The following is a 20,235-nucleotide window of genomic DNA, read 5'->3' as shown; positions in this document are numbered from 1 at the left end:
CTGAAGTTCTATCTTACCCAAGCAAAGTGCAATGAAACGGAAGGCAGCGAGACTCCTGCGGGAAATGCGCGTCTACGTGAGACCCCGCAGGCTGAAAGCCGAGGAGGCTCACGNGACCGCCCGCGGAAAGCGAGCGCCTGCAGTGCAATGAAACGGGTCTACTTACAAACCATCCAATACTGTAGGCAAGTCCAGCCCCTAAAAGATTGTCTACAACCTTATTTCAATCCCTCGCTTGTTTAAAATAATCAGTAATGATCACTTGATCACTGAGATCAATTTCCTTTTGGTCTTTTGGAGAAATTTCTTCGACCCTGCCTTCTGCATTTATTTTCATTTGGGAGCCATAATCTCCTTTCAATATCAAGGCACCTCCCTTTTCACCATTCAGCATGCTTTCACCAAAGTATGTAGAGCTCTTAATATCAAACAAATCATAAAGTGTCGGTAAAATATCGACCTGCCCCGCTACCTTTTCAATCGTTTTTCCTTCCATATCCTGCTGATAGATGATGACCGGGATGGGCATATACTTGGCCACCCACTCGTCATCGCTAATCTTAGTTCCATAGTACGCTTCAACCGCGTGTTTATCTTTTAAAAAAAGCCCATCATGATCACCATATATGACGATCACGCTGTTTTTCAGTTTGCCTGCATCCTTCAGCTGCTTGACGAATCCACCGATCGCCGAATCGGTATAATGCATAGCTTCAAAATAATTAGTCAGGTAGCTTCCTTCCTTTCCTGCTTCAGATTTCCATGTTATTTTTTCCTTCGGCAGCGAAAAAGGTACATGACTGGTCAATGTCACAAAAAAGGCATAATACGGATCTTTTTTATCTTTTAAGATATTAAAGCTCTGATTGAAAAAACTGCGGTCCCCCAATCCCATCGATATCATTTCATCTTGTTTCATATCCTCTATCGAATAATAATCGGAAAACCCCAATGAAGGAAATGCATGCTGACGATTCCAAAAGTCCTCCTCATCCCCATGGAAGGCAAAGCTTTCATAATCCGACTTTTTTAACTCCTTAGCAAGACCAGGAAAGTCATTATAAGGAAATCGAAAAAAAGTCGCACCTTGCTTCAAAGGATATAATCCCGTATTGGCAATCAGCTCCCCATCAGACGAATTCCCGAATACGGTTTGCGGATATACATGAGGGAAATATAGTCCGCCTTTCGCAAGTTCATTCATGAAGGGTGTGACTTCCTGACCGGCACTTTCCTGAAATAGCGGAAATGCCTGTAATGACTCCACCTGAATAAGAATGAGATTCTTCCCCTTCAACGAGCCTGATAAATCATGAACAGGCTTGGTCTTTTTATTGAAGTATTCAGCAACGGCTTTTTTATCATCCGCTGATATCTCATGCTTTCCCGAATCAGAAAAGTAGGCATACGTGTCCAATACATGATGTCCAATCGGGCCCCAGTTTCGCAGAAAGGTATTCGCCTCGTAGCGCCGGGTTATATCGACTTTGTCGATGAAGATATTCTTTACCGGCTTAAGCCCCGCAATCAACACGAATAGCAATGCAGGTATAAGTGCCATGTGCTTGAGCGGATATTTTTTCTTCATAAAAGACTCGGCAATAGGTATGCCTGCCAAGAGGAAGACGACATCCTTCATATCGAACATGCTGAATATACTTTCACCCAACCCATTCAGGTTGCTTTTTTGCATCCACAAATAAGAATTCATAGGTGTCGCATAATAACGATAAAACCAAATATCGGCAAGGAAAAAGGCCATGATTGAAACAAGGATCAGGGAAAAAACGAAGCCTTTCACGATCCTGTTCGGTACCCACTCCTTCAAGTAAACAATAAAGCCGGAAATGCCTACGATAATCGTGACAATCCCGACTGAGAGAGGATTGCCCATCTGAGCATTCGTATAAATGAAAAGCATGGTCACGATTAAAACCGACAAGAGTTCAAATAGCCTCTCCTTCAATCGCTCGCTAAGGTTAAATTTCATGCGCCTGCCACTTTCCTCTTCATGATTTCCAGGGCCAAGCCTGGTTACGGAAGATTCTTATAAATATTACTTAGCGTTGCCATTTATGAGAAATTGCAGACGGAAACGCACAAAAAAAGCCTTCATCAAAAGATGAGAGCTTTACGACTGTTTCTGCATATCTTGAATTTTGCAATGCTAAACCCGGCGTGTTTTTCCTCCCCTTACTTCCATGCAAATACAATCTGCCATTCTTCATCAGGAATTGTTTCTGCCAGCTTATCATCTTCCTCGAATAAGAATCGCCATGGTATGCTTGAAAGTGCAGGTACTTCACCAAGAACGGATAAATCAAATGCCTTTTTTGCCCATGCTCTTCCGCTCCCATCCACTAACCATATATCCACGATTTCAAAGCGGATCGCTTTCTCCAATGAATTTCTTAAAAATGCGATGATGATTACATCATCCTCTTCTTTAACGAGCTTCACCCCGGATATCGAAATTTGGTTGGGCTTTAACGCTGGCAGCTGTTGATGGTGGAACCTATAAACGTATTCCTCTTGCTTTGAAATGTTCCATTCGTCATGAAAGAGCAGGGAGGTTTGAACAGAGTCAGCCTGCTTGGGTACGTTATGTTCAGTGGAAGCTAAAATTGCTTTCCTCTCATTAACCCTTTTATAAAATGAACTCATCAATCATCGCTCCCCTCCTGGTTGCTCTTCATATATTCGAAGAAATGAATACTGATATCCGACTCAATTTTATTCAGCAGAAAATTAAATCGACTAAGCGCTTCTTTTTCGAACAACATATACGGATCCTGTTGACCATATCCGCTTAATCCGATTCCTTCCTTCACACCATTCATTTCGTCTAAATGGTTCATCCAATTTGTATCAATATGATGCAGGATGAAAGCACGCAGCTGATTACCCCAATCCGTATCGACTTGAAAAATTTCCAGCATCGATTTCATTTCGGCTAAAGCATCCATCGCTTTGGCTTCAACTAGATGAAAATCCAAATCCTCCCCATCACTTGTCTGCCAGTGCAACGACGGAAAAACAAGGGAAAGCTCTTCAATCAAGGTAGTAATCTCATCCATATTCTTAGAATCAAATTTAACCGCTAGCCTGCGAATGTACGCTTCGATATATTCGAATATAACCGCATTCAGCTTTTCCGTCTCGAAATCAAGTACCTCATCCCTCATTGCAAAAATGATTTCGCTTTGCTCATTCATTGCAAGTTCCAGCTTGAATAAATGGTTACGGCTTGATTGATGCTGCTGCTCGATCGTTTCCTGCACCTTCCTCACGAATTTATCGGGTGCAGGACCGATCACCAGTCCTGTTTCATCCGTTTTGATTTTCTTTAAGTACCGGTCCATTCCTTCTCGATCGTAGTAATCAAACAACTCATCTTCCAAAGAAATGATGAATTGCGAGGAGCCTGGATCACCTTGCCGCCCGGCACGTCCCCTTAGCTGCATATCAACCCGATTGCTTTCGTGCCGCTCCGTACCGATGATATGAAGACCTCCCAGCTTCTTTACTGCTTCATCCAGTATTATATCGGTCCCTCTTCCAGCCATGTTCGTAGCAAGCATCACTTCGTTTATTTGCCCGGCCTTGGCGATGATTTCCGCTTCATCCTTTTCCGTCTTTGCATGAAGGATCTGATGCTTAATGTTCTCCCGTTCTAAATGAACCGATATTTTTTCTGATTGCTCGATAGAGGTTGTCCCGATTAGAATCGGTCTTCCTTCATAATGAATTCGTTTTACGTCCGTAACGATTTGCTTAATCTTGCTGATTTCATCCTTATAAATCAAATCCGGCTCATCTGAACGAATAATATGCTTATTGGTTTGAATTTCAATCACGGGAAGCTGATAGGTTTCCCAGAATTCCGCCTTTGCTGGCATGGCGCTGCCAGTCATACCGGAGATTGAATGATATAATCGGAAATAATTTTGGATGGTGATAGAAGCCTGCGTTTCATTCACCGCGGAAATCTCCAGACCTTCTTTTGCCTCGATAGCTTGATGAAGACCATCGCTGAAGCTTCTTCCTTCCATCACCCTGCCCGTGAATTTATCGATCAATGAAATCTGATCGTCCATGATGATATAATCAACATCCCGTTTCATGATTGCATAGGCTTTTAGTGCCTGTGATAGATTGTGTAATAGCTCCCGGTGCTCTATGTCGTACAGATTCTCGATGCCAAAAGCTTTTTCAATTTTGGACGCACCATGATCCGTAAATGAGGCAGCACTCGCTTCAATCGAGACCTCATAATCCACGTTTTTTATAAGAGACTTCATGATTTGTGCCGTAATTTCGTGAAGCGCTGTCCCTTCACTACACTTACCCGCAATGATCAATGGTGTCCTTGCTTCATCAATTAAAATACTGTCAATCTCGTCGATAATGGCAAAATCGTGCCCTCTTTGCACTTTATCTTCTCTTTGCAAAACCATATGATCACGCAAATAATCGAAACCGAACTCGGTTGCCGTTCCATACGTGATATCTGCTGCATAGGCTTCACGTTTTTCAGCGGCATCCAAGCCGGAAATATTCAAACCAACAGACAGTCCTAAAAATTCATGGATTTGTCCCATCAGCTCTTTATCACGTCTCGCCAAGTATTCATTGGCCGTAATGATATGGACACCCTTTCCTTGCAATGCATGTAAATAGCTAGGCAAAGTAGCGACAAGTGTCTTTCCCTCTCCTGTATGCATCTGGGCAATGGCTCCTTCGTTCAGAACAAAACCGCCCATGAGCTGAACATCATAGTGCCTAAGCCTCAAAACCCGTTTAGAAGCCTCCCGAACGACTGTAAAAGCCTCGATTTGAATATCCCTTATTTTTTTTCCAGCATTCAATTCGTTTGTAAATCTATCCTTCATTGTCCTTAATTCTTGATCTGAGCAGCTTTCATATTCACTCTCCAGCCGATTCACAGCATCTACCGCTTTATATATACGCTTTAGGTCTTTCGAGCTTTCATTGAAGAACTTTTTCATAGCCGATCGCATAAGGTCCCCTCTTCTACTATTTCGATTGAACTCTACTGAAAGTATATCAGTTATATATTTACTGTTTATTAAAAATCATCTATATATTGTAATCAATAGTAAATCTTCTTTTCACAACCTGCCGCTTTATCCAATATCGGTTCCAAACTGTGAATTCTGTCGTTTTATACAAACAAAAATCATTATTCAATAATCAAACGTAGTATAATACTTTTTCATTACTTTTGCTAAACAAATATGAATGAATACCCATTCATATTATGTTTTCATTTTAACATCCGACTAAAGAAGTGTTTTCCAGACAACAAAATCATTATTCTTTGAAACTATTTAACTAAAAATGAGGGTGTACGCTGAAAATATTTGTAAAATCCAAGAAGGATTTAACAAAAATAGTCAGAATATACTGTGTTATGAAGTAGGGCGGGACATTTTCCATCCCATTTCACAACTATCAAGGTATATAGGGGGTAATGTATGAAAGGTTCAGGGTTACAGTTTGGCGGCTCCACTAATAGGACGGGTTGGATCATTGCCATTCTAGCTGTCTTATTCATTCCAATCATTTACGCAGCAATCATTCTAACTGCAAAATGGGGTCCGTACGATAATTTGTCTAATTTACCGGTTGCCGTAGTCAATAAGGATGCAGGTAGTACGATGGGAGATAAGCCGATTAATGTCGGTAAGGACTTAGTAACGGAGCTAAGGAAAAGCGATACCCTTGGCTGGGATTTTGTCGATGCTAAAAGGGCAAACAAAGGTCTGCACGATACAGACTATTATATGGTCATCGAAATTCCCGAAAACTTCTCTCAAAATGTAACGACGGTGTTAGACGAAAAACCTGTTAAACCTGAATTAACCTATATACAAAACGAAGGTCTGCATTACATGGCTGCTCAAGTCACCAGAAGCGCCACCGAGCGCATCCGTGAAAATCTATCAGATAAAGTAACGGCCAGTTATACGACAGCCCTTCTCACTCAATTGGCCGAAATTGAAAACGGTTTCAATGAAGGGGCAGGAGGCTCACAGCAAATCAATGACGGCGCCGGGAAACTAAAAAACGGAACGGCTCAAATCCTCGAATCACTGCAGCAAAAAGCACCTGACATCAACAAGCTTGCAGGCGGAGCAGCTCAGTTAAAGGTTGGAACCGGTACAATGTACAACTCAATGGTAGGTAAACAAACTGATATCGGTAAATTAGCGGATGGAGCTAACCAAGTCGATACCGGTATGCAGCAAATAAACGGCGGCGCCAGGAAATTAAATGCAAGTGTCCAAAAATTGAACGTTGGCATGACCGAATTAAATTCCGGGGCCCAAAGACTCAACGGTGGCATCAATGAAGCCAATACGGGAGCCCAAAAGCTTAGTGGCGGGGCCAGTCAGGTGGATGATGGCGCTCATTCCGTATATGCAGGGGCAAGGAAGTTATCGGGAGGCGTCAATCAAGTGAATGATGGCGCTCAAAACCTAAAGGACGGAGCAGGCTCCGTTTATGCAGGGGCAAAGGTGGTATCCGGCGGCGCCAATCAAGTGAGCGATGGTGCTCAAAAGTTGAACACGGGCATGAAAGATTTAGCCAATGGGGCAACATTGGTGAATGGAGGGGCAAAGAAGGTATTGGATGGCTTGGTGAATGCTGAATCAGGCAGCAACGGATTGAAGTCCGGTTTAACGCAACTGGAAGCTGGCAGCAACAAGGCTGCCGAAGGTGCTGCTGCCGTAAATGCAGCGGCTAAACAGCTGGCCCCGGGTGCAAAAGATGTAGAGCTTGGTATCATAAAACTTGGAGAACAAGTTCCGGACCTTAAAGAAAGCCCTGCATATCAGCAGTTAGTAACTGGCAGTCAAAGAGTCTCGGGAGGTTTGGGCGCTTTGGCTGATCAAACCCCAACCTTAGCTGATGGAACGGAGCAACTTTCTCAGGGACTGAAAAACGCTTCAAAGGGCTCCACTGATTTAGAGGCGGGACTGAATGAATTGCTGGAAGGACAAAAACAAGTATATGGAGGAACCCAAGGTGTCGTCCAAGGGACAAACCTACTATCCGATGGTGCCGAAAAGGTTGCCGATGGAACAAGCAGTGTAGCTCTAGGCAACAAAAAATTGGCTGATGGTTCTGGCGCTGTGGCAAATGGCTCAATAGCACTTGCCGATGGCACCCGTTCAGTAGCTGAAGGAAGTGAAACATTGGCTGTTGGCTCAGGCGCAGTCGCCGACGGTACCCGTTCGGTAGCTGATGGCAATAAAGCATTGGCTCAAGGCACGAGCACACTGGCCAATGGCTCGGGCGCACTTGCCGATGGCATTCAATCGGCAGCGTCCGGAAGTAATGACCTAGCTAATGGTTCAGGCAAACTGGCCGATGGAACAGGTGAGCTTGCAGTCGGAACTGGAGCCGTAGCTGCCGGTAACCAAACCGTAAGAGCTGGCTGGAATCAGTTAACAGCCGGTGCAAACAAACTGAATGAAGGGATGATTCAGGTAAGTGACGGTACGAACACCGTTAAAACAGGCTGGGGTCCTTTATCTGATGGTGTCGAGCAAGTGGATGGCGGATTAAATAAAATTAAAGATGGCAGCAAAGAGCTTGCTACTGGACTTTCAGGCGGTGCCGGCAAATTGAGTAGCATTCATGCGAATGAACCAAATATCGATATGTTCGCCGCACCCGTCCAATTGAGCGGGAAGGCAATCAATGCATTCCCTAAATACCGCTATGCTAATGCTCCATATATCCTTTCATTAGCACTATTTGTTGGTGTTTTGGTGATGGCATGTCTTTTCGACTTACAAAAGCCGGCCTTTACAGAAATTTCGTCCTTCAGATGGTATGCCAATAAGCTAGGAACGATGGCTGCTTTCGCCACGGCACAGGCGCTAATCGCATCCGTATTCGCTTCTTTTTATTTAAAATCAACATTCACAAATGGCATCATGTTGATTTTATTCTCGATATTCGTCAGCGTAACATTCCTTTCAATCGTGTTTTTCCTGGTCGTACTGGCAGGCAATATAGGCAGATTCATTGCATTTACATTCCTGGTTTTACAGCTATCTACAACAGGATCAAGTTTGCCTGTTCAAATGCTGCCTGAAAACCTGGAAAGAATGAGTCATTTTCTCCCGCTTACGCATTCAATCAATGGCTTTAAATCAGTCATAACCTTAAATAATCATGATTTATTTTGGTCAAGTGTAAGCGTTCTCGGCGCTTTCCTTCTCATATTTATCGCTCTTTCGCTAACGGTCATCTGGTTCAAGGCGAGACGTGCTTCGCAACAAACCCATATTGAAGCATAAAACCTATCTCCTTCCTGAATATCAGGAGGGGATTTTTTATGGACTTTAACAAATAATAGGGACACAAACAACAAATGGAGGATTACAGATGAAGAAGACATTTAGGAAATCATACATTCGCAAACTTTTCCAGCCCTATCGCTTTGGCTTACTCTTGTTTTCCTGCCTAATTGGTATCACCCATCCCATTCAAGCAGAAACGAAAAAAATACCCAAAAATGTCATCCTGCTAATTGGCGATGGCATGGGGTTAGGTGCAATGGAAATCGCCCGGCAATTCGAATATGGTAAAACAGGTGTTTTACATATGGAAAAACTGGACCATGTCGCCTTGATGCGCACTTATTCAGCCAATAATCATGTCACCGACTCGGCTGCTGGCGGGTCCGCAATTGCCACTGGTGTTAAAACCAACAATGAGTCAATCGGCGTCGATGTTAATGGCAATGAAGTGGACAGTGTATTGGATGCATTTGAGAACCACGGAAAAAAAGTCGGGATCATCTCGACCAATATGGTAGTCGATGCCACCCCTGCAGCCTTTGGCGCAAGTGTGCCGAACCGTTGGACGGGTGGGGCCGATATCGCGAGGCAGCTCTTCGACAACCAAATTGACGTCATTCTCGGCGGAGGGGCCAGCTATTTTGGAGAAGATAAGCAAAATGGCGAGGATTTAGTCAAGAAATTCAAAAAAGCAGGCTATGGAATTGCGACGACTAAAGACGAACTCAGTTCCATTCATAAAACCGACAAGCTTTTGGGCCTATTTCACCCGACTTATATGAATTTCAAGCTTGATAAAGAAGTGATGCATTCCCAAGAACCATCACTGCCCGAAATGACAGCCAAAGCAATTAGTGTTTTGTCTCAAGGTGACAAAGGGTTCTTCTTGATGTCTGAGGGTGCACGAATTGACTCGATGGAGCATGCAGCCGATTTCACAGGGATATGGAAGGAAACGATCGAATTTGATCAGACCGTGAAAGAGGTTGTCCATTGGGCCAAGAACAGAAATGATACGCTAATCGTTGTGCTCGCGGACCATGAAACGATGGGAATCTCCGCATCTGAAACGATGAACATCGCAGCCTTAAAAAAAATTCGGGCATCAACTGAATTTATGTCCAAACAGCTTACGTTCGATAGAAATCATGAAATTAAACCAGAAAGTGTTTCTTCCGTATTCAAGAACTATGCCCATATATCCCTTACCGATAAAGAAGTGCGCCAATTCATTAACAACGTAAGAAAGAACCGAACGCTCGTCTATCCGCAGCATCGTATCGATTGGGAAATCGGCAGCACCATCGCCAGACACTATAAGGCAGGCGTAGCTGATCGGAGTATTCGCGCTGCCAGTTCAACTGGAGGTCATACAGCCAATATGATTCCCGTTTTCGCCGCAGGTCCAGGCAGCGAAGACATTGATGGGGTCATTGAAAATACCGATATCTCAAAAATCATCACTAAAGCCGCCGATGTCCCCTTCACGCCCGGTGAACATAAAGCAAAAAGCGAGGAATGAACTCATTCCTCGCTAATGATGATTGTTGCTAACTATATTGAATTTGAAGCAGATGAAAATCCTTCTATTGTTCAAATAACTGCATATCGTAAGTGTTCTTGATTTGTTTGCATATGCCACGTGACGCCTGCGTGGAATGCGTGTCTACGTGAGAATACTCAGGCGCGAGCACCGCGGACGCTCCCCAACCATCTCTGAATAAGGGAGCACCTTAAGTGCAATGAAACGGTCGACGTACAGATTCACCAAAACTGGATGACTCCAGAAGCAGCGCCTTTCATCTTCATTTCTTGACATGTTTCTTCTGTACAAAACCGACTTGGCTTCCCTTTTTCACTTTATACCACTCACCTTGTTGAGCCAATATCGTGAGAGCTTGATCCTCATAAAGCGTTCCGCTCGTTTTGGAAGAAGAATCTGCCTTTTCTTTTATCCGTATTTCCCTTGCTGCCACGATTCCCATCGTCTTCCTAATCGGGATTTTCGTTGAGACGGCTTCCTCGGCATCGCCCCCATCCTTGGCGGATATCAACACCGTAAACATCCCGTTCGATATACTCCCAAAATCCCAGTTAACCGATTGGCGCCCTTTCTTGAACTCCCTTTCGGCAAGGACGCCCACCACTTTGCCTTTGCCATTCTTGATTTCCACTGCCACTTTCGAATTTTCGTTTATCGTAAAGGCGATGTTCACTTTTTCTGTACTGTAATTTCCCATTGTTTCGACATCGGTGATTATTGGTTGCGGCGTATCTTTGCTCACCTTGAATTCCAGTGTCTCCCTTGCTTCCATCCCGCTTCCATCCCTGGCAGAGGCTACTGCTGCATATGTACCATTGTGTACTTTATCAACATTCCAGACCGCCACATAACTTCCCTTTTTCAATGATTGTTCATTGACTGGTGTCGTTATCGTTTTGCCTTCATCACCTTTAATCATGAGCGATACGGTTGCAGCTTCTTTAAGCGAATAGGTGATAGTGACTTTATCATTAACAGAATCATGCTTCGCTTTCATGTTTATTGACTTCGCATTTTTAATGGGAATCTCTTCGGATATCTCTGATGCTTCTCCATATTCCCTGGCAATAGTAGTGTTAGGATAGTAAAATGCTAATATCTGCTGATACGCTTGACCTGCCTCCGCCCTTGTCTTGGCGCCAAATTGGCTTAAGCCGACTCCATGACCGTAGCCAGACCCTTCAATGTCAATTTTGGAAGAATCGGATCCCGAATGGTCCACCAAATAGCTTTTCATCACTTCTCGACCGACCATGCCCCTGATTTTGGAAGCTGGTACATTAGTAAGCTCAACCTTTTGCTCTTTAAGTTTCCCGCTTTCATTAACGAGACCTCTGGCATAGAATTTTAGTTTAATGGACCCTTTCGTTGCCCGCCCGCCCGTTTTTTTATCAGTAAAGCTCAAAACGGGAATTTCGGTTATTTTTATATCCCGGTTCGCATATCCATTACTTTTCAGCCAAGCTTTTAGATTAGGTACAATCGTTTTATCTTTTTCCTCTACACGCGTCCACCATTCAGCTGGCTTCGATAAGTCTTTGTTTGACAGATCGATTTGTTGCTTATCAAGCGTTATCGTCCATTTCGTTTTTGGATCATAGGCATCTTCTTTTATAGCTAAATAGCCTAGAGGATTTCCTCTTGACCAAACATTGGAATTCAATTCGGTCATGCCTCCATTGCTTGAGGAAAAGAATGCCTCGATTATTTCCCCATCATGCTTGATTACCATACCGGCTGTCTGTTCGATGGCGGTATTCGTGCGCCTGCCACCATCCGCCCCTCCATACACTTGATAGGATATCGTATCATCGATCATTTCCGCTTGGTGGTGAGTAGCATATGTCCGGGCGGCAACCGCTTGTGCTTTCAATGCTTCAGGGTGCCACAGTGCAGGCATTTCGTTCGGAACGACACCCCTTAAATAATCCTCGATATGCACATGATTGATAGGCCGGATGTAACCTCCAGCCACTGTAAATAAAAATGATCCATGATACGGCCGGCCATTAATGGACAGTAAAGCATCTCCCTTAACCGGAATGATTTTTAATAAAGCAAATGATCCCAATTTCTTGGACTCTTTATACGCGGCAAGTTTTCCTGACTTCACGTTCAAAGTCATCTCTTCTCCTGCCTTGATGAAAATCTCTCCTCTGGAAGTCTGGTAATCCCCTGTTGCCGTTATTTTGACACTCGTCTGATTTCCTAAATAGTTCTTCAATTTCACTTCCATCGTTGCATTCTCTTTAGCTGCAATTGCTTCATGTGAAGGAAATATAGCAAAAATGATAAAGAAAGCCATAAACAAACCCTTTAAACTTCCCATTCCTTTCAACCTCTTTCCTACCTAGTTATCTTTCAAAGATTTTCAACAGCTTCTATAATTTGATTCATTATAGATTCTGGATATCTTCCCTATATTCCTTCATTCTCTATCAAAACTTCAATGCTGTACTCACATGAAAAAAAAAACTGGACATGGAAAGATCCACATCCAGCTTACTTACCGTTTATTTCAAATACTTCTTTAAGACAGGCTTCATATGATCGACAACGACATGGCTGCCGCCTCTTCCCTTTACATCTTCAACCATCCAGGCCATGAGGAGCTCCGGGTCTTCCGTGTCCACGGCTACAAACCAGCCATTTTCCGTTCCATCGGAATTTTTGGATGCCTTGATTTCAGCCGTTCCCGTTTTGGCTGCGATTTTGATACCCAAATCATTAATACCATGTCCACTCCCCTTAGGGTGTTCCACTACCTGCGTCAGCATTTTAGTGATTTTATTCGCTTGCTCAGCAGTCATGGCATTTTCCTTCCATATTTCCTTTTCTTTTTTATCTCCTGACAGCAACGTAGGCTTGACGATGTTTCCTTCATTCAAGAAGGCTGAATAGGTCATAGCCAGATGAAGCGTGCTCATTTGGACCTGCGCCTGACCATATCCAGCATCAGCCAAGCGACCTTCACTGTCGATTTTCCCGATGCTTGACGCCTTTATCGGATAATCGTAGTTCAATGGTTCATCAAAACCAAACGCTTTGAGTCCACTTGTGAATTTTTCCTTACCAAGCCCTAAAGCTTTCTGAGCAAAATAAATATTATCAGAATATATTAAAGCCTTCTCCATATCGATGGCAACACCCGGGTCAGAGACCCTTGTGATGGAATGGTCTTTCCATGTCGATTTAGCCCATATTTTTCCTTGGATATTGATTGCCTCGTTCGGATCCACTCCATTTTTCAAAGCGATTGCGGCAGTGAGGGCCTTTATCGTCGACCCCGGTGCGAAGGTCGAACTGAAACGATTCAGCAGCGGCTTTTTGGAATCTTCCTCCAGCGCTTTTCGCTCCTCATTTGTTATCCCAAAAACATATTTATTGGGGTCGAATGAAGGACTCGATACAAGTGCAAGCGTTTCGCCCGACTTCGGATCAAGTGCCGTTGCAGAGCCGACTTCGTTCTTATATTGCTTGAAGATATCCTTTTGAAGCTCGGCGTCGATGGTTAATGTAATGGTCTCTCCCTCTTCAGCAGGCTTTTCAGCGATCACTTTTTCTTCGCCATCTTCTGATTTAATATAAATCTTGCCGCCTGGCTTTCCTTTCAAGCGTCCTTCCAAAACTTCTTCAAGACCGCGCTTGCCAATGACGTCACTTGCGGTATAACCCTTCCCTTTCAACTTTTCCAGGTCTTCGGCAGATGCTTCACCGACATATCCAATCAGATGGGCCGTAGCATCTTTGTATGGATATATCCGGGATTCCGTATTATTGACCGATACCCCAGGAATGGCCAAAAGCTTTTCCAATGTTGAAGAATTATCATTGGACATTTTCTTGATCGGTACAAAATAACCGGGCTTCACCCATGTTTGATTTAACTTCTTATCCAGTTCGTCGGTGGACATATTAAGGATTCCAGCGACCTGTTTGACCGTTTCGGTTTCGTTGGCCATTTTCTCAGGCACAATCCCCACTTCCGCGACTGTTCCATTCATGGCAAGGCCGCGCTCATTTCGATCGACAATTTCCCCGCGGATGGCTGGATATGTTTGAACAGATATCTTTTCACCTGCTTGCAGCTGGGGGAAAATATAGCTTTCATCCCACTTGATGTACCAATTTTCCTTGTCACCTTCGCCTTCCTTGACAAGGGTAGCTTGATGATCGGAGCTTACCTCCCCCACCAGCGTCGATAGATCAACGGTATAAGCAAGGTTTACTTCTTCTCCATCTTTATGCTTTTTTTCTTCTTTGGGCTTTTTATAATCAACCTTTAATTGGTCTACCTCTATGCCGTTATAAATTTTTTCATAACGCTTCGCAAATTCATCCGCGCTAATGTTTTTTTTCGTTTCAGGTGACAGATATTCGTACATCTTTGTAAAATCCTGTTTATTCCAAAGCTTGGTGTATGCCGCAAAGCGCTCTTCCGGACTTGGCTCATCCGAGCAGCCCGCCAGGAAAAGTACGCTCATCAACAACAAGCTGGAAACTATAGCTAGTTTCTTCATGAGTTCCTCCTAATGAATAGTTAGAATGATATACATATAGTTTATCAAAATATTAGAGGGAATGGGGGAATTTGTATGACCATTTTCTTTATTTTGCTACTTTATCCTATTTTCACTAAAGCAAAAGTCCTACACATCGATATAAAACTCAGCAACTAGAAAAAAACAGGTCCATCTACACGTCAAAAAAAGCTGATTCCCAATAAATATGCCGCACCCCCACGAGTGCCGCTGGCAAATCAAGTCCTTTAAGTGCAAAGCAAAGGGCAAAGTCTAGACCCTCCACCTAGGGTTGATGGAGCTCCTAACCTAGATTCCTTCCAGATTGGAGTTCAAAGTAAGGCGCGAGAATCCTCCGGGAACTGCGCGTCTACGTGAGACCCCGCAGCTAAAAACGAGGCTGCTGAAAAACTTACGATACTAAATTAATCATTGTTTATGAAACAAAATTTGCTCAGTTCCTGTTCGATACGGAACAGGAACTGAGCTATTTTTTCTTATTTAGTTACTTTTCTGCATCTATTATCGTGAGAATTCGTTTGAGGTTGACTGCGAAAATGGCTGTTGCTCCTTGGATGTTCATGCCTAATAGAACCGTTGATGATGCTTCATCATACCCGTGTCTGTGTTTGAATTCACTGTTCTTCGCCTCAATAGTTTCTTTACTTTTCCCGATTAATTCTTGTAGGTATTTCCCATCACTTTTTTCACCAGTTGTAATAATCGCAGCTGTAATGATGCGTTCATCGCTCATCGCAATATGTGTTTTAATATCAAAAAAAGAAGAATCAGCTGTTTTATTTCCAACGCGAGCATCCCGGTCACTGGAAAAGCTTAGCTGTTCTGTGTAATCTTCCACGACTTCTTTTAATACATTTAATTTTTCCTTCACTGCTGGAATGGATGCGATTTGTGGCTCATTCTCAACTATGGTAATAATTTCACTGCAATATTCTACTTCTTCTTTTACTTCGTTGGAAGTGGGTTTTGAAGGGAATTTAGTTTTCATTGATTCATCGATTTGATACACGGCTTTTCGAACATTTTTTGATTTCTCTTGTAAAAATTCTTTGGGTGATTTTTGGTTATAACGTGCTTTTGTATGTGTGGCATCAACAATAATGGTTTTACTTTTAATGATTTCTTTTTCAAGTGCAATCTCAACGCTCTTCCCAATAAGCATGTCTAATAAACTCACATCTTGTAGGCGGAGTTTACGAAATTTCGTTAGTGAGCTTGGATTAATGACGGGATCTTCAGGTGCCATTTCTAAGAAGTATTTAAACGACATATCATATTTTGATCGCTCTACTACATCCACATCTGATAGGTCAAAAAAAGATTTTAATAATAGATACTTAAACATGCGAATAGGCGAGACGGCATTGCGACCATTATCTAGGCAATATTTATTTTTTAATTCTTCTAGAATGAAGGAAAAGTCAACGAGTTCATTGATTTGGCGAAGCATATTGTCTTTTGGGACAACAAAATCGTAAATGGCCATAAAGGGACTAAGATTGAAAGATGCTTGATTTGAAATCATTTGGATACCACCTATACATTAATATCCTAAGTGTAATGCATAAAAGGGGTGGAAAGTTTGACTAACTCGAACTTTCCATCCCCTAAGTTTAAAATTTGGACTTTTTCAGTGCCCTCGGCTGAAAGCCGAGGAGGCTCACGGACCGCCGCTTGATTAGGGAGCGCCTGAAGTGCAATGAAACGTTCGAAGTACAAAAACAAAAAAAGTAGACACCCTCCATCATCGAGGTTGTCTACAGACCGAATCCTGAACATGAATTCAGGATTAAAGCATTCTTTTTTTCCGGCTCTTTTTCTCATGCAACCATTTTTTCAAGAAGAAAAAGCCCAAGATGGATGTAATGGCAAGACCGCTTGTCGTAACGAATACTGCCACCCACTCATATAAGGTATAATCCATATACGCTTTCCACGGTAACTTCTTTTTCCAATCTTCAATATAGAGATTCATCCCGAATATTCCCGAAACGACGGTATAAATCGTTAGGATCTGCAAGAGATAATTACTACTCTTACCAGACAATTTATCCTGATTTTTATAGAGGTAAGAAAGCGTCTCTTTTACTTCATTATAGAGAGGACCGATCCTAAAGGTATCGTCCGTAATCTTGAATAGCTCTTTACCAGACGCCGTACTATTGACTTCAGTGAATAAATATTTTGCAGTAAACTCCGTAATCATGAAAATCAACTGCTCGGTATCAGATTGATCTTTTTCAATATCTATTTGGGAATGCTCATGTACCAGCTTTAGAAGCACAATTTTATAATAAAAGGAGAGCAATATTGAATAAAAGTTTTGGCCGTACATTTCACTAGCCAATTGCCGTTCCAGCTTGCCCTTCGCTTTCGTCAAACAAGCGAAATGGTACAAACTTGTTACATAAAAGGTTTCCTCACCCCACCTGTCATACACCCTCTTCTGATAATACTTATCAATATAAGCGGGGTTTGTTGCCCCGATATATGGCTCTCCGTCACTGTCGTATCCATTCAGTTCACTGGCCCTAAATAAATCCTCCTTACTTATGTCACGATGCTCAGGGAGTGCAATATAGCTGATGACGTACATCCTTTCATCGATAAAGAACGGTAAACTTCCGAAATACGTGGAATCCGTCTGCTCTTCATCCATATATTCCTCCATTGGCGGCAATAGCTCGTTGAAGATGAAATCCTTCACTTGTTCATACTGGTTCTTCCTGCAGCCTACTTTTGTCTTCTGTTCATCGTCAGCAATCGGTTCGAGAATTCGAAATGTATCTCCAAAATAAAGCACATCATCGTACGAAAGATTTTCAGGTAATGTAATACGCAAATTCATCATGCCAATATGAAATGGGCATATGAAGATATCGATAGAATTAATAATGAATGAGGTATTTAAAAAGGGGGATTCAAACGTGCAATCAATATCCAGTTTCTTCGTAAAACGCCGCAGTCCTTCTTTTTCTTTTAAGTTCGCTGGAAATAGGATTGGCTCGATGTATGGCATGAAATACTTTTCCAAATTACGATGTGATACTTGATGGTTACCGTAAAATTGATTTTGCTGGTCCATATCTCTCAAGTTCAGGAAAACGAAATGATTTTCAAGCAACTTTCCCACAAACGTTTCGATCTTATTCCCTTCGAGCGTAAACGGAAAAAGGAATTGCTGAAAACTCCCCTTCGTGGAACCATTATTTTCTAGCTTCATTTCCATAATTTATATTCCTCCGATTAAACATGGATGTTCAAGGTTTAATTCAACTTGTTTCTTATGTTTACCCATGTTTACGTAATCAAAACGAAACATTTCATAGAAATAAAATGGACAAATTACTTTTTCATAAAAAAAATCCCCCAAGCTAATGCTCGAAGGCCATCGAAAAGGGTTCTTCAACCCTCTTCACTATAGGGTACTAGAAACTGATGTTTCTAATGAAAAATCCGATATTCGGATCATTTTAGCATGTATTATAAAGAAGGTAAAACACGGAATTTCTCCATATATAAGCTCTACACCTCAATAATCGCTATATGTTCCAATTAAACCGGAACTGACAAAAAAATATATAACTATAGGAATAAAGAAATCACTCCGCAGCTCCCTTTGTGAATTCTAGTTTTAAGTATGCGAAAAAGGGGAAATGAAAAAAAGAAAAGGAGAGACATCATGAAAACTAATAGCAATAAACAGCCCTTGAACTATTTAAAACAAACACATAGCTCTAAACCGACTGAAAGAAAACAAATGAGCGATTTCATCAAAAAAATGAAACTGCATGGCCAAAACACTCATTTAAATGGAAAAAACTCATGACACGAATAGGAGGTCATGAGTTTTTGTGATTAGGATGTAATTTCATTTCCCTGCAGGTTGTGCCGCACACATTTTTTGATACCGATTACATTCAAAAAATGTTGGATTTTCTTCATGGAGGTTGCCTGGTATTCATCTACAATGGAAAATTTTTTAATGTAAGCGACTTTTTCTTGTACATCTGTATCTATATGATCTTGGTTGCAATCTTTTTCTTCTGATTTTTCGCATGTATACACGACAGCCTCACCAATTTTCCTGGTCGCCTTATCAAAATAAAAAGAAAACACAATGGCACATTCATCATCGTAAAAAGAGGGTTGAACTTTCATATTAATATCAATCATCAATTTTACACCTCTCTCCGTTTTGTTATATAAACTATAACAAAATCCGTAAGGGGAAATAGGTGTTCCAAACTACGCTACCGCTTCTCCCACACCCTCCAAATGAACCGTACATCAGTCATGCATGGATAATTATAACTACAGGAATATGCGCAAAAGAATAATAATAAAGTTAAATCAAAAAAAGACACTCCCTTTTGGAAGTGTGTATTATACATTCGTTATTTTATGCCTTAGTAAATACTGAAGGTAATTCAAAAACGCTTGGCAGTTCAGCTGGTGAAACGCCACCTACTAATACTATCGCAGTTACTAAAAGAAAGGATACAGTGATTCCCTTAAAAGCTTTTTTCATAGGTACTTCCTCCTTATTTTTAATAAAATATTGGTTTTAATAGAAATAACTTCTATAGTTGTATTTAACCATAGTTTTATTTTAAAAGTTTTAGCTATTCTGAAACGCAATACATATTTTAAATGATACATTCTATTTTATACTTCTATTTTCCACTAAAAATATAACTCTAGGCATATTTTAAGGAGATTTAACATGGATTTCTTTGCAGTAGGGAAAAAAATAAAAGAACTTAGAAAACAAATTGGTCTTTCTCAAGAAGAACTTTCAGAAGGCATTTGTACTCAAGCCCAAATCAGTAAAATTGAAAAAGGCGATGTCTATCCATACGCGACTACTTTATACTTAATTTCTAAAAGGTTAGGTGTCGATGTGAATTACTTTTTTGACATCGGTATGACACCGAGATTAGATTATGTACAAGAAGTTTCCCATCAGTTAAAAATTGCTCGAAGAACAATGAACTATCAAGAAATGAAGGAAATTGTTAGAACAGAAGAGAAAAATCCTTTATTTACTCAAAATAAACAAAACCACCAATTACTCATATGGCACAAAGGCATATATGAGTACATGATGAATAAAAATCTCGATAAAGCTATTCAGTATCTCGAAGAAGCGATTGCTTTATCGGATTTAACAGACAAGGTTTACTCTGAGCGGGAAATTGAATATCTACTTAGTATGGGCGTTATATATTTTGAAGAGAAGCTCTATGAAAAGGCCCGATCTATAGATAAATTGGCTCTAACTCATTTGAACCATTTACCCTTTTTAAATGATAAAACGATAAAAACAAGATTATATTATAATTCTGCAAGGGTTTCCACACGCTTAGAGGATTATAATGCATCCATCACGTACTGTATGGAAGCTATCAAGTGGTGCTTACAGGAAGATCACTTGTACCTTTTAGCTGAGTTACATTATCATCTGGGTTATAACTATGAATTGCAGGCAGACTATAAACATGCTAAAAAGTACATGGAAAGAGCCCGCTTGATCTTTGATTTACAAAAAGAAAAACGATTCGTTACTTTTATTGATGAAAAATTCAAAGCTTGGGAAACCAAATTAAAAAGTCATTAAGAAACAGCCATTCCCCACTGGAATGGCTCTTCCCATTCGCCACGATTTCCAAAACCTCTATTCTACATTTCAAATTCCAAGCCAAAATGAAGTATAATAAAGAGATGCTTCAAAAAAGGCACTTTTAAAAAAGGTTTCGGCCCTAAATGTTAAGTTTTATGCAGTGTAAGTGGATGAAGATTTTGAGGCTTG

The 20,235-nt window shown here is 41.5% G+C and carries 13 protein-coding genes; 4 read left to right on the top strand and 9 right to left on the bottom strand.

Features of this window, described 5'->3' with window-relative positions; translation table 11 throughout:
- Positions 1–223 precede the first annotated feature (223 nt).
- From ASU00_RS03000 to secA, 3 genes are all read right to left on the bottom strand, one after another.
- Positions 224–1,990 carry an LTA synthase family protein gene (locus ASU00_RS03000; RefSeq protein WP_057911959.1) on the bottom strand — a complete coding sequence of 589 codons (1,767 nt, stop codon included), beginning with the start codon at positions 1,988–1,990 and terminating at the stop codon, positions 224–226.
- A gap of 203 nt (positions 1,991–2,193) precedes the next feature.
- A complete protein-coding gene (locus tag ASU00_RS02995; protein WP_236712581.1) occupies positions 2,194–2,664 on the bottom strand; it encodes an SLAP domain-containing protein in 471 nt (156 codons plus the stop codon).
- Positions 2,664–5,021 carry a preprotein translocase subunit SecA gene (secA, locus tag ASU00_RS02990; protein WP_057911957.1) on the bottom strand — a complete coding sequence of 786 codons (2,358 nt, stop codon included), beginning with the start codon at positions 5,019–5,021 and terminating at the stop codon, positions 2,664–2,666. Before secA ends, ASU00_RS02995 begins: the two co-directional genes overlap by 1 nt.
- Positions 5,022–5,498: 477 nt before the next feature.
- Here secA and ASU00_RS02985 point away from each other — a divergent pair, with 477 nt between their 5' ends.
- Together ASU00_RS02985 and ASU00_RS02980 are read left to right on the top strand one after the other, a co-directional pair.
- Complete coding sequence (locus ASU00_RS02985; protein WP_057911956.1) at positions 5,499–8,336, top strand: YhgE/Pip domain-containing protein; 2,838 nt, start codon at positions 5,499–5,501, stop codon at positions 8,334–8,336.
- Between the two features lie 88 nt (positions 8,337–8,424).
- A complete protein-coding gene (locus ASU00_RS02980; RefSeq protein ID WP_082630123.1) occupies positions 8,425–9,861 on the top strand; it encodes an alkaline phosphatase in 1,437 nt (478 codons plus the stop codon).
- Between the two features lie 283 nt (positions 9,862–10,144).
- On the opposite strand, the gene ASU00_RS02975 is transcribed toward ASU00_RS02980, so the two are convergent.
- The 4 genes from ASU00_RS02975 to ASU00_RS02960 form a co-directional block, all read right to left on the bottom strand.
- A complete protein-coding gene (locus tag ASU00_RS02975) occupies positions 10,145–12,211 on the bottom strand; it encodes a SpoIID/LytB domain-containing protein (RefSeq protein WP_057911955.1) in 2,067 nt (688 codons plus the stop codon).
- 184 nt (positions 12,212–12,395) lie between these two features.
- Entirely contained in the window at positions 12,396–14,402 is a 2,007-nt protein-coding gene (locus tag ASU00_RS02970) for a penicillin-binding transpeptidase domain-containing protein (RefSeq protein ID WP_057911954.1), read from the bottom strand.
- A 505-nt stretch (positions 14,403–14,907) separates the two neighbouring features.
- A complete protein-coding gene (locus ASU00_RS02965) occupies positions 14,908–15,948 on the bottom strand; it encodes an IS1182 family transposase (protein WP_057911953.1) in 1,041 nt (346 codons plus the stop codon).
- A gap of 264 nt (positions 15,949–16,212) precedes the next feature.
- Positions 16,213–17,652 (bottom strand): hypothetical protein, encoded by a 1,440-nt coding sequence (locus ASU00_RS02960; RefSeq protein ID WP_057911952.1) that lies wholly within the window; start codon positions 17,650–17,652, stop codon positions 16,213–16,215.
- Positions 17,653–18,105: 453 nt separating this feature from the next.
- Here ASU00_RS02960 and ASU00_RS25285 point away from each other — a divergent pair, with 453 nt between their 5' ends.
- Positions 18,106–18,252: a hypothetical protein gene (locus tag ASU00_RS25285; RefSeq protein ID WP_161809683.1), complete on the top strand. Its 147-nt coding sequence runs from the start codon at positions 18,106–18,108 to the stop codon at positions 18,250–18,252.
- 29 nt (positions 18,253–18,281) lie between these two features.
- Here the strand turns inward: ASU00_RS25285 and ASU00_RS02955 are convergent, their stop codons facing one another.
- Both ASU00_RS02955 and ASU00_RS26620 read right to left on the bottom strand, forming a co-directional pair.
- Positions 18,282–18,599, bottom strand: a complete 318-nt coding sequence (locus ASU00_RS02955) for a hypothetical protein (protein ID WP_057911951.1) — start codon at positions 18,597–18,599, stop codon at positions 18,282–18,284.
- A gap of 226 nt (positions 18,600–18,825) precedes the next feature.
- On the bottom strand, positions 18,826–18,954 hold the full coding sequence (locus tag ASU00_RS26620; protein ID WP_269085305.1) for a hypothetical protein: 129 nt from the start codon (positions 18,952–18,954) through the stop codon (positions 18,826–18,828).
- Positions 18,955–19,149: 195 nt separating this feature from the next.
- On the opposite strand from ASU00_RS26620, the gene ASU00_RS02950 reads away from it, so the two are divergent.
- Positions 19,150–20,043 carry a helix-turn-helix domain-containing protein gene (locus ASU00_RS02950; RefSeq protein WP_057911950.1) on the top strand — a complete coding sequence of 298 codons (894 nt, stop codon included), beginning with the start codon at positions 19,150–19,152 and terminating at the stop codon, positions 20,041–20,043.
- Positions 20,044–20,235: the final 192 nt, after the last annotated feature.

The organism is Peribacillus muralis (assembly GCF_001439925.1).
Taxonomy (GTDB): domain Bacteria; phylum Bacillota; class Bacilli; order Bacillales; family DSM-1321; genus Peribacillus; species Peribacillus muralis.
Note: the sequence above shows the minus strand (reverse complement) of the source record. Positions and strands in the feature narration are given on the sequence as shown.

What these genes read in the sequence shown, in the direction of transcription:
- ASU00_RS02980 (WP_082630123.1), top strand. Translation starts at nt 8,425, where the DNA reads ATGAAGAAGACATTTAGGAAATCATACATTCGCAAACTTTTCCAGCCC.
- ASU00_RS02955 (WP_057911951.1), bottom strand. Translation starts at nt 18,599, where the DNA reads ATGATTGATATTAATATGAAAGTTCAACCCTCTTTTTACGATGATGAA.
- ASU00_RS02960 (WP_057911952.1), bottom strand. Translation starts at nt 17,652, where the DNA reads ATGGAAATGAAGCTAGAAAATAATGGTTCCACGAAGGGGAGTTTTCAG.
- ASU00_RS25285 (WP_161809683.1), top strand. Translation starts at nt 18,106, where the DNA reads ATGAAAACTAATAGCAATAAACAGCCCTTGAACTATTTAAAACAAACA.
- ASU00_RS02965 (WP_057911953.1), bottom strand. Translation starts at nt 15,948, where the DNA reads ATGATTTCAAATCAAGCATCTTTCAATCTTAGTCCCTTTATGGCCATT.
- ASU00_RS02950 (WP_057911950.1), top strand. Translation starts at nt 19,150, where the DNA reads ATGGATTTCTTTGCAGTAGGGAAAAAAATAAAAGAACTTAGAAAACAA.
- secA (WP_057911957.1), bottom strand. Translation starts at nt 5,021, where the DNA reads ATGCGATCGGCTATGAAAAAGTTCTTCAATGAAAGCTCGAAAGACCTA.
- ASU00_RS26620 (WP_269085305.1), bottom strand. Translation starts at nt 18,954, where the DNA reads ATGAAAAAAGCTTTTAAGGGAATCACTGTATCCTTTCTTTTAGTAACT.
- ASU00_RS02995 (WP_236712581.1), bottom strand. Translation starts at nt 2,664, where the DNA reads ATGAGTTCATTTTATAAAAGGGTTAATGAGAGGAAAGCAATTTTAGCT.
- ASU00_RS02985 (WP_057911956.1), top strand. Translation starts at nt 5,499, where the DNA reads ATGAAAGGTTCAGGGTTACAGTTTGGCGGCTCCACTAATAGGACGGGT.
- ASU00_RS02975 (WP_057911955.1), bottom strand. Translation starts at nt 12,211, where the DNA reads ATGGGAAGTTTAAAGGGTTTGTTTATGGCTTTCTTTATCATTTTTGCT.
- ASU00_RS03000 (WP_057911959.1), bottom strand. Translation starts at nt 1,990, where the DNA reads ATGAAATTTAACCTTAGCGAGCGATTGAAGGAGAGGCTATTTGAACTC.
- ASU00_RS02970 (WP_057911954.1), bottom strand. Translation starts at nt 14,402, where the DNA reads ATGAAGAAACTAGCTATAGTTTCCAGCTTGTTGTTGATGAGCGTACTT.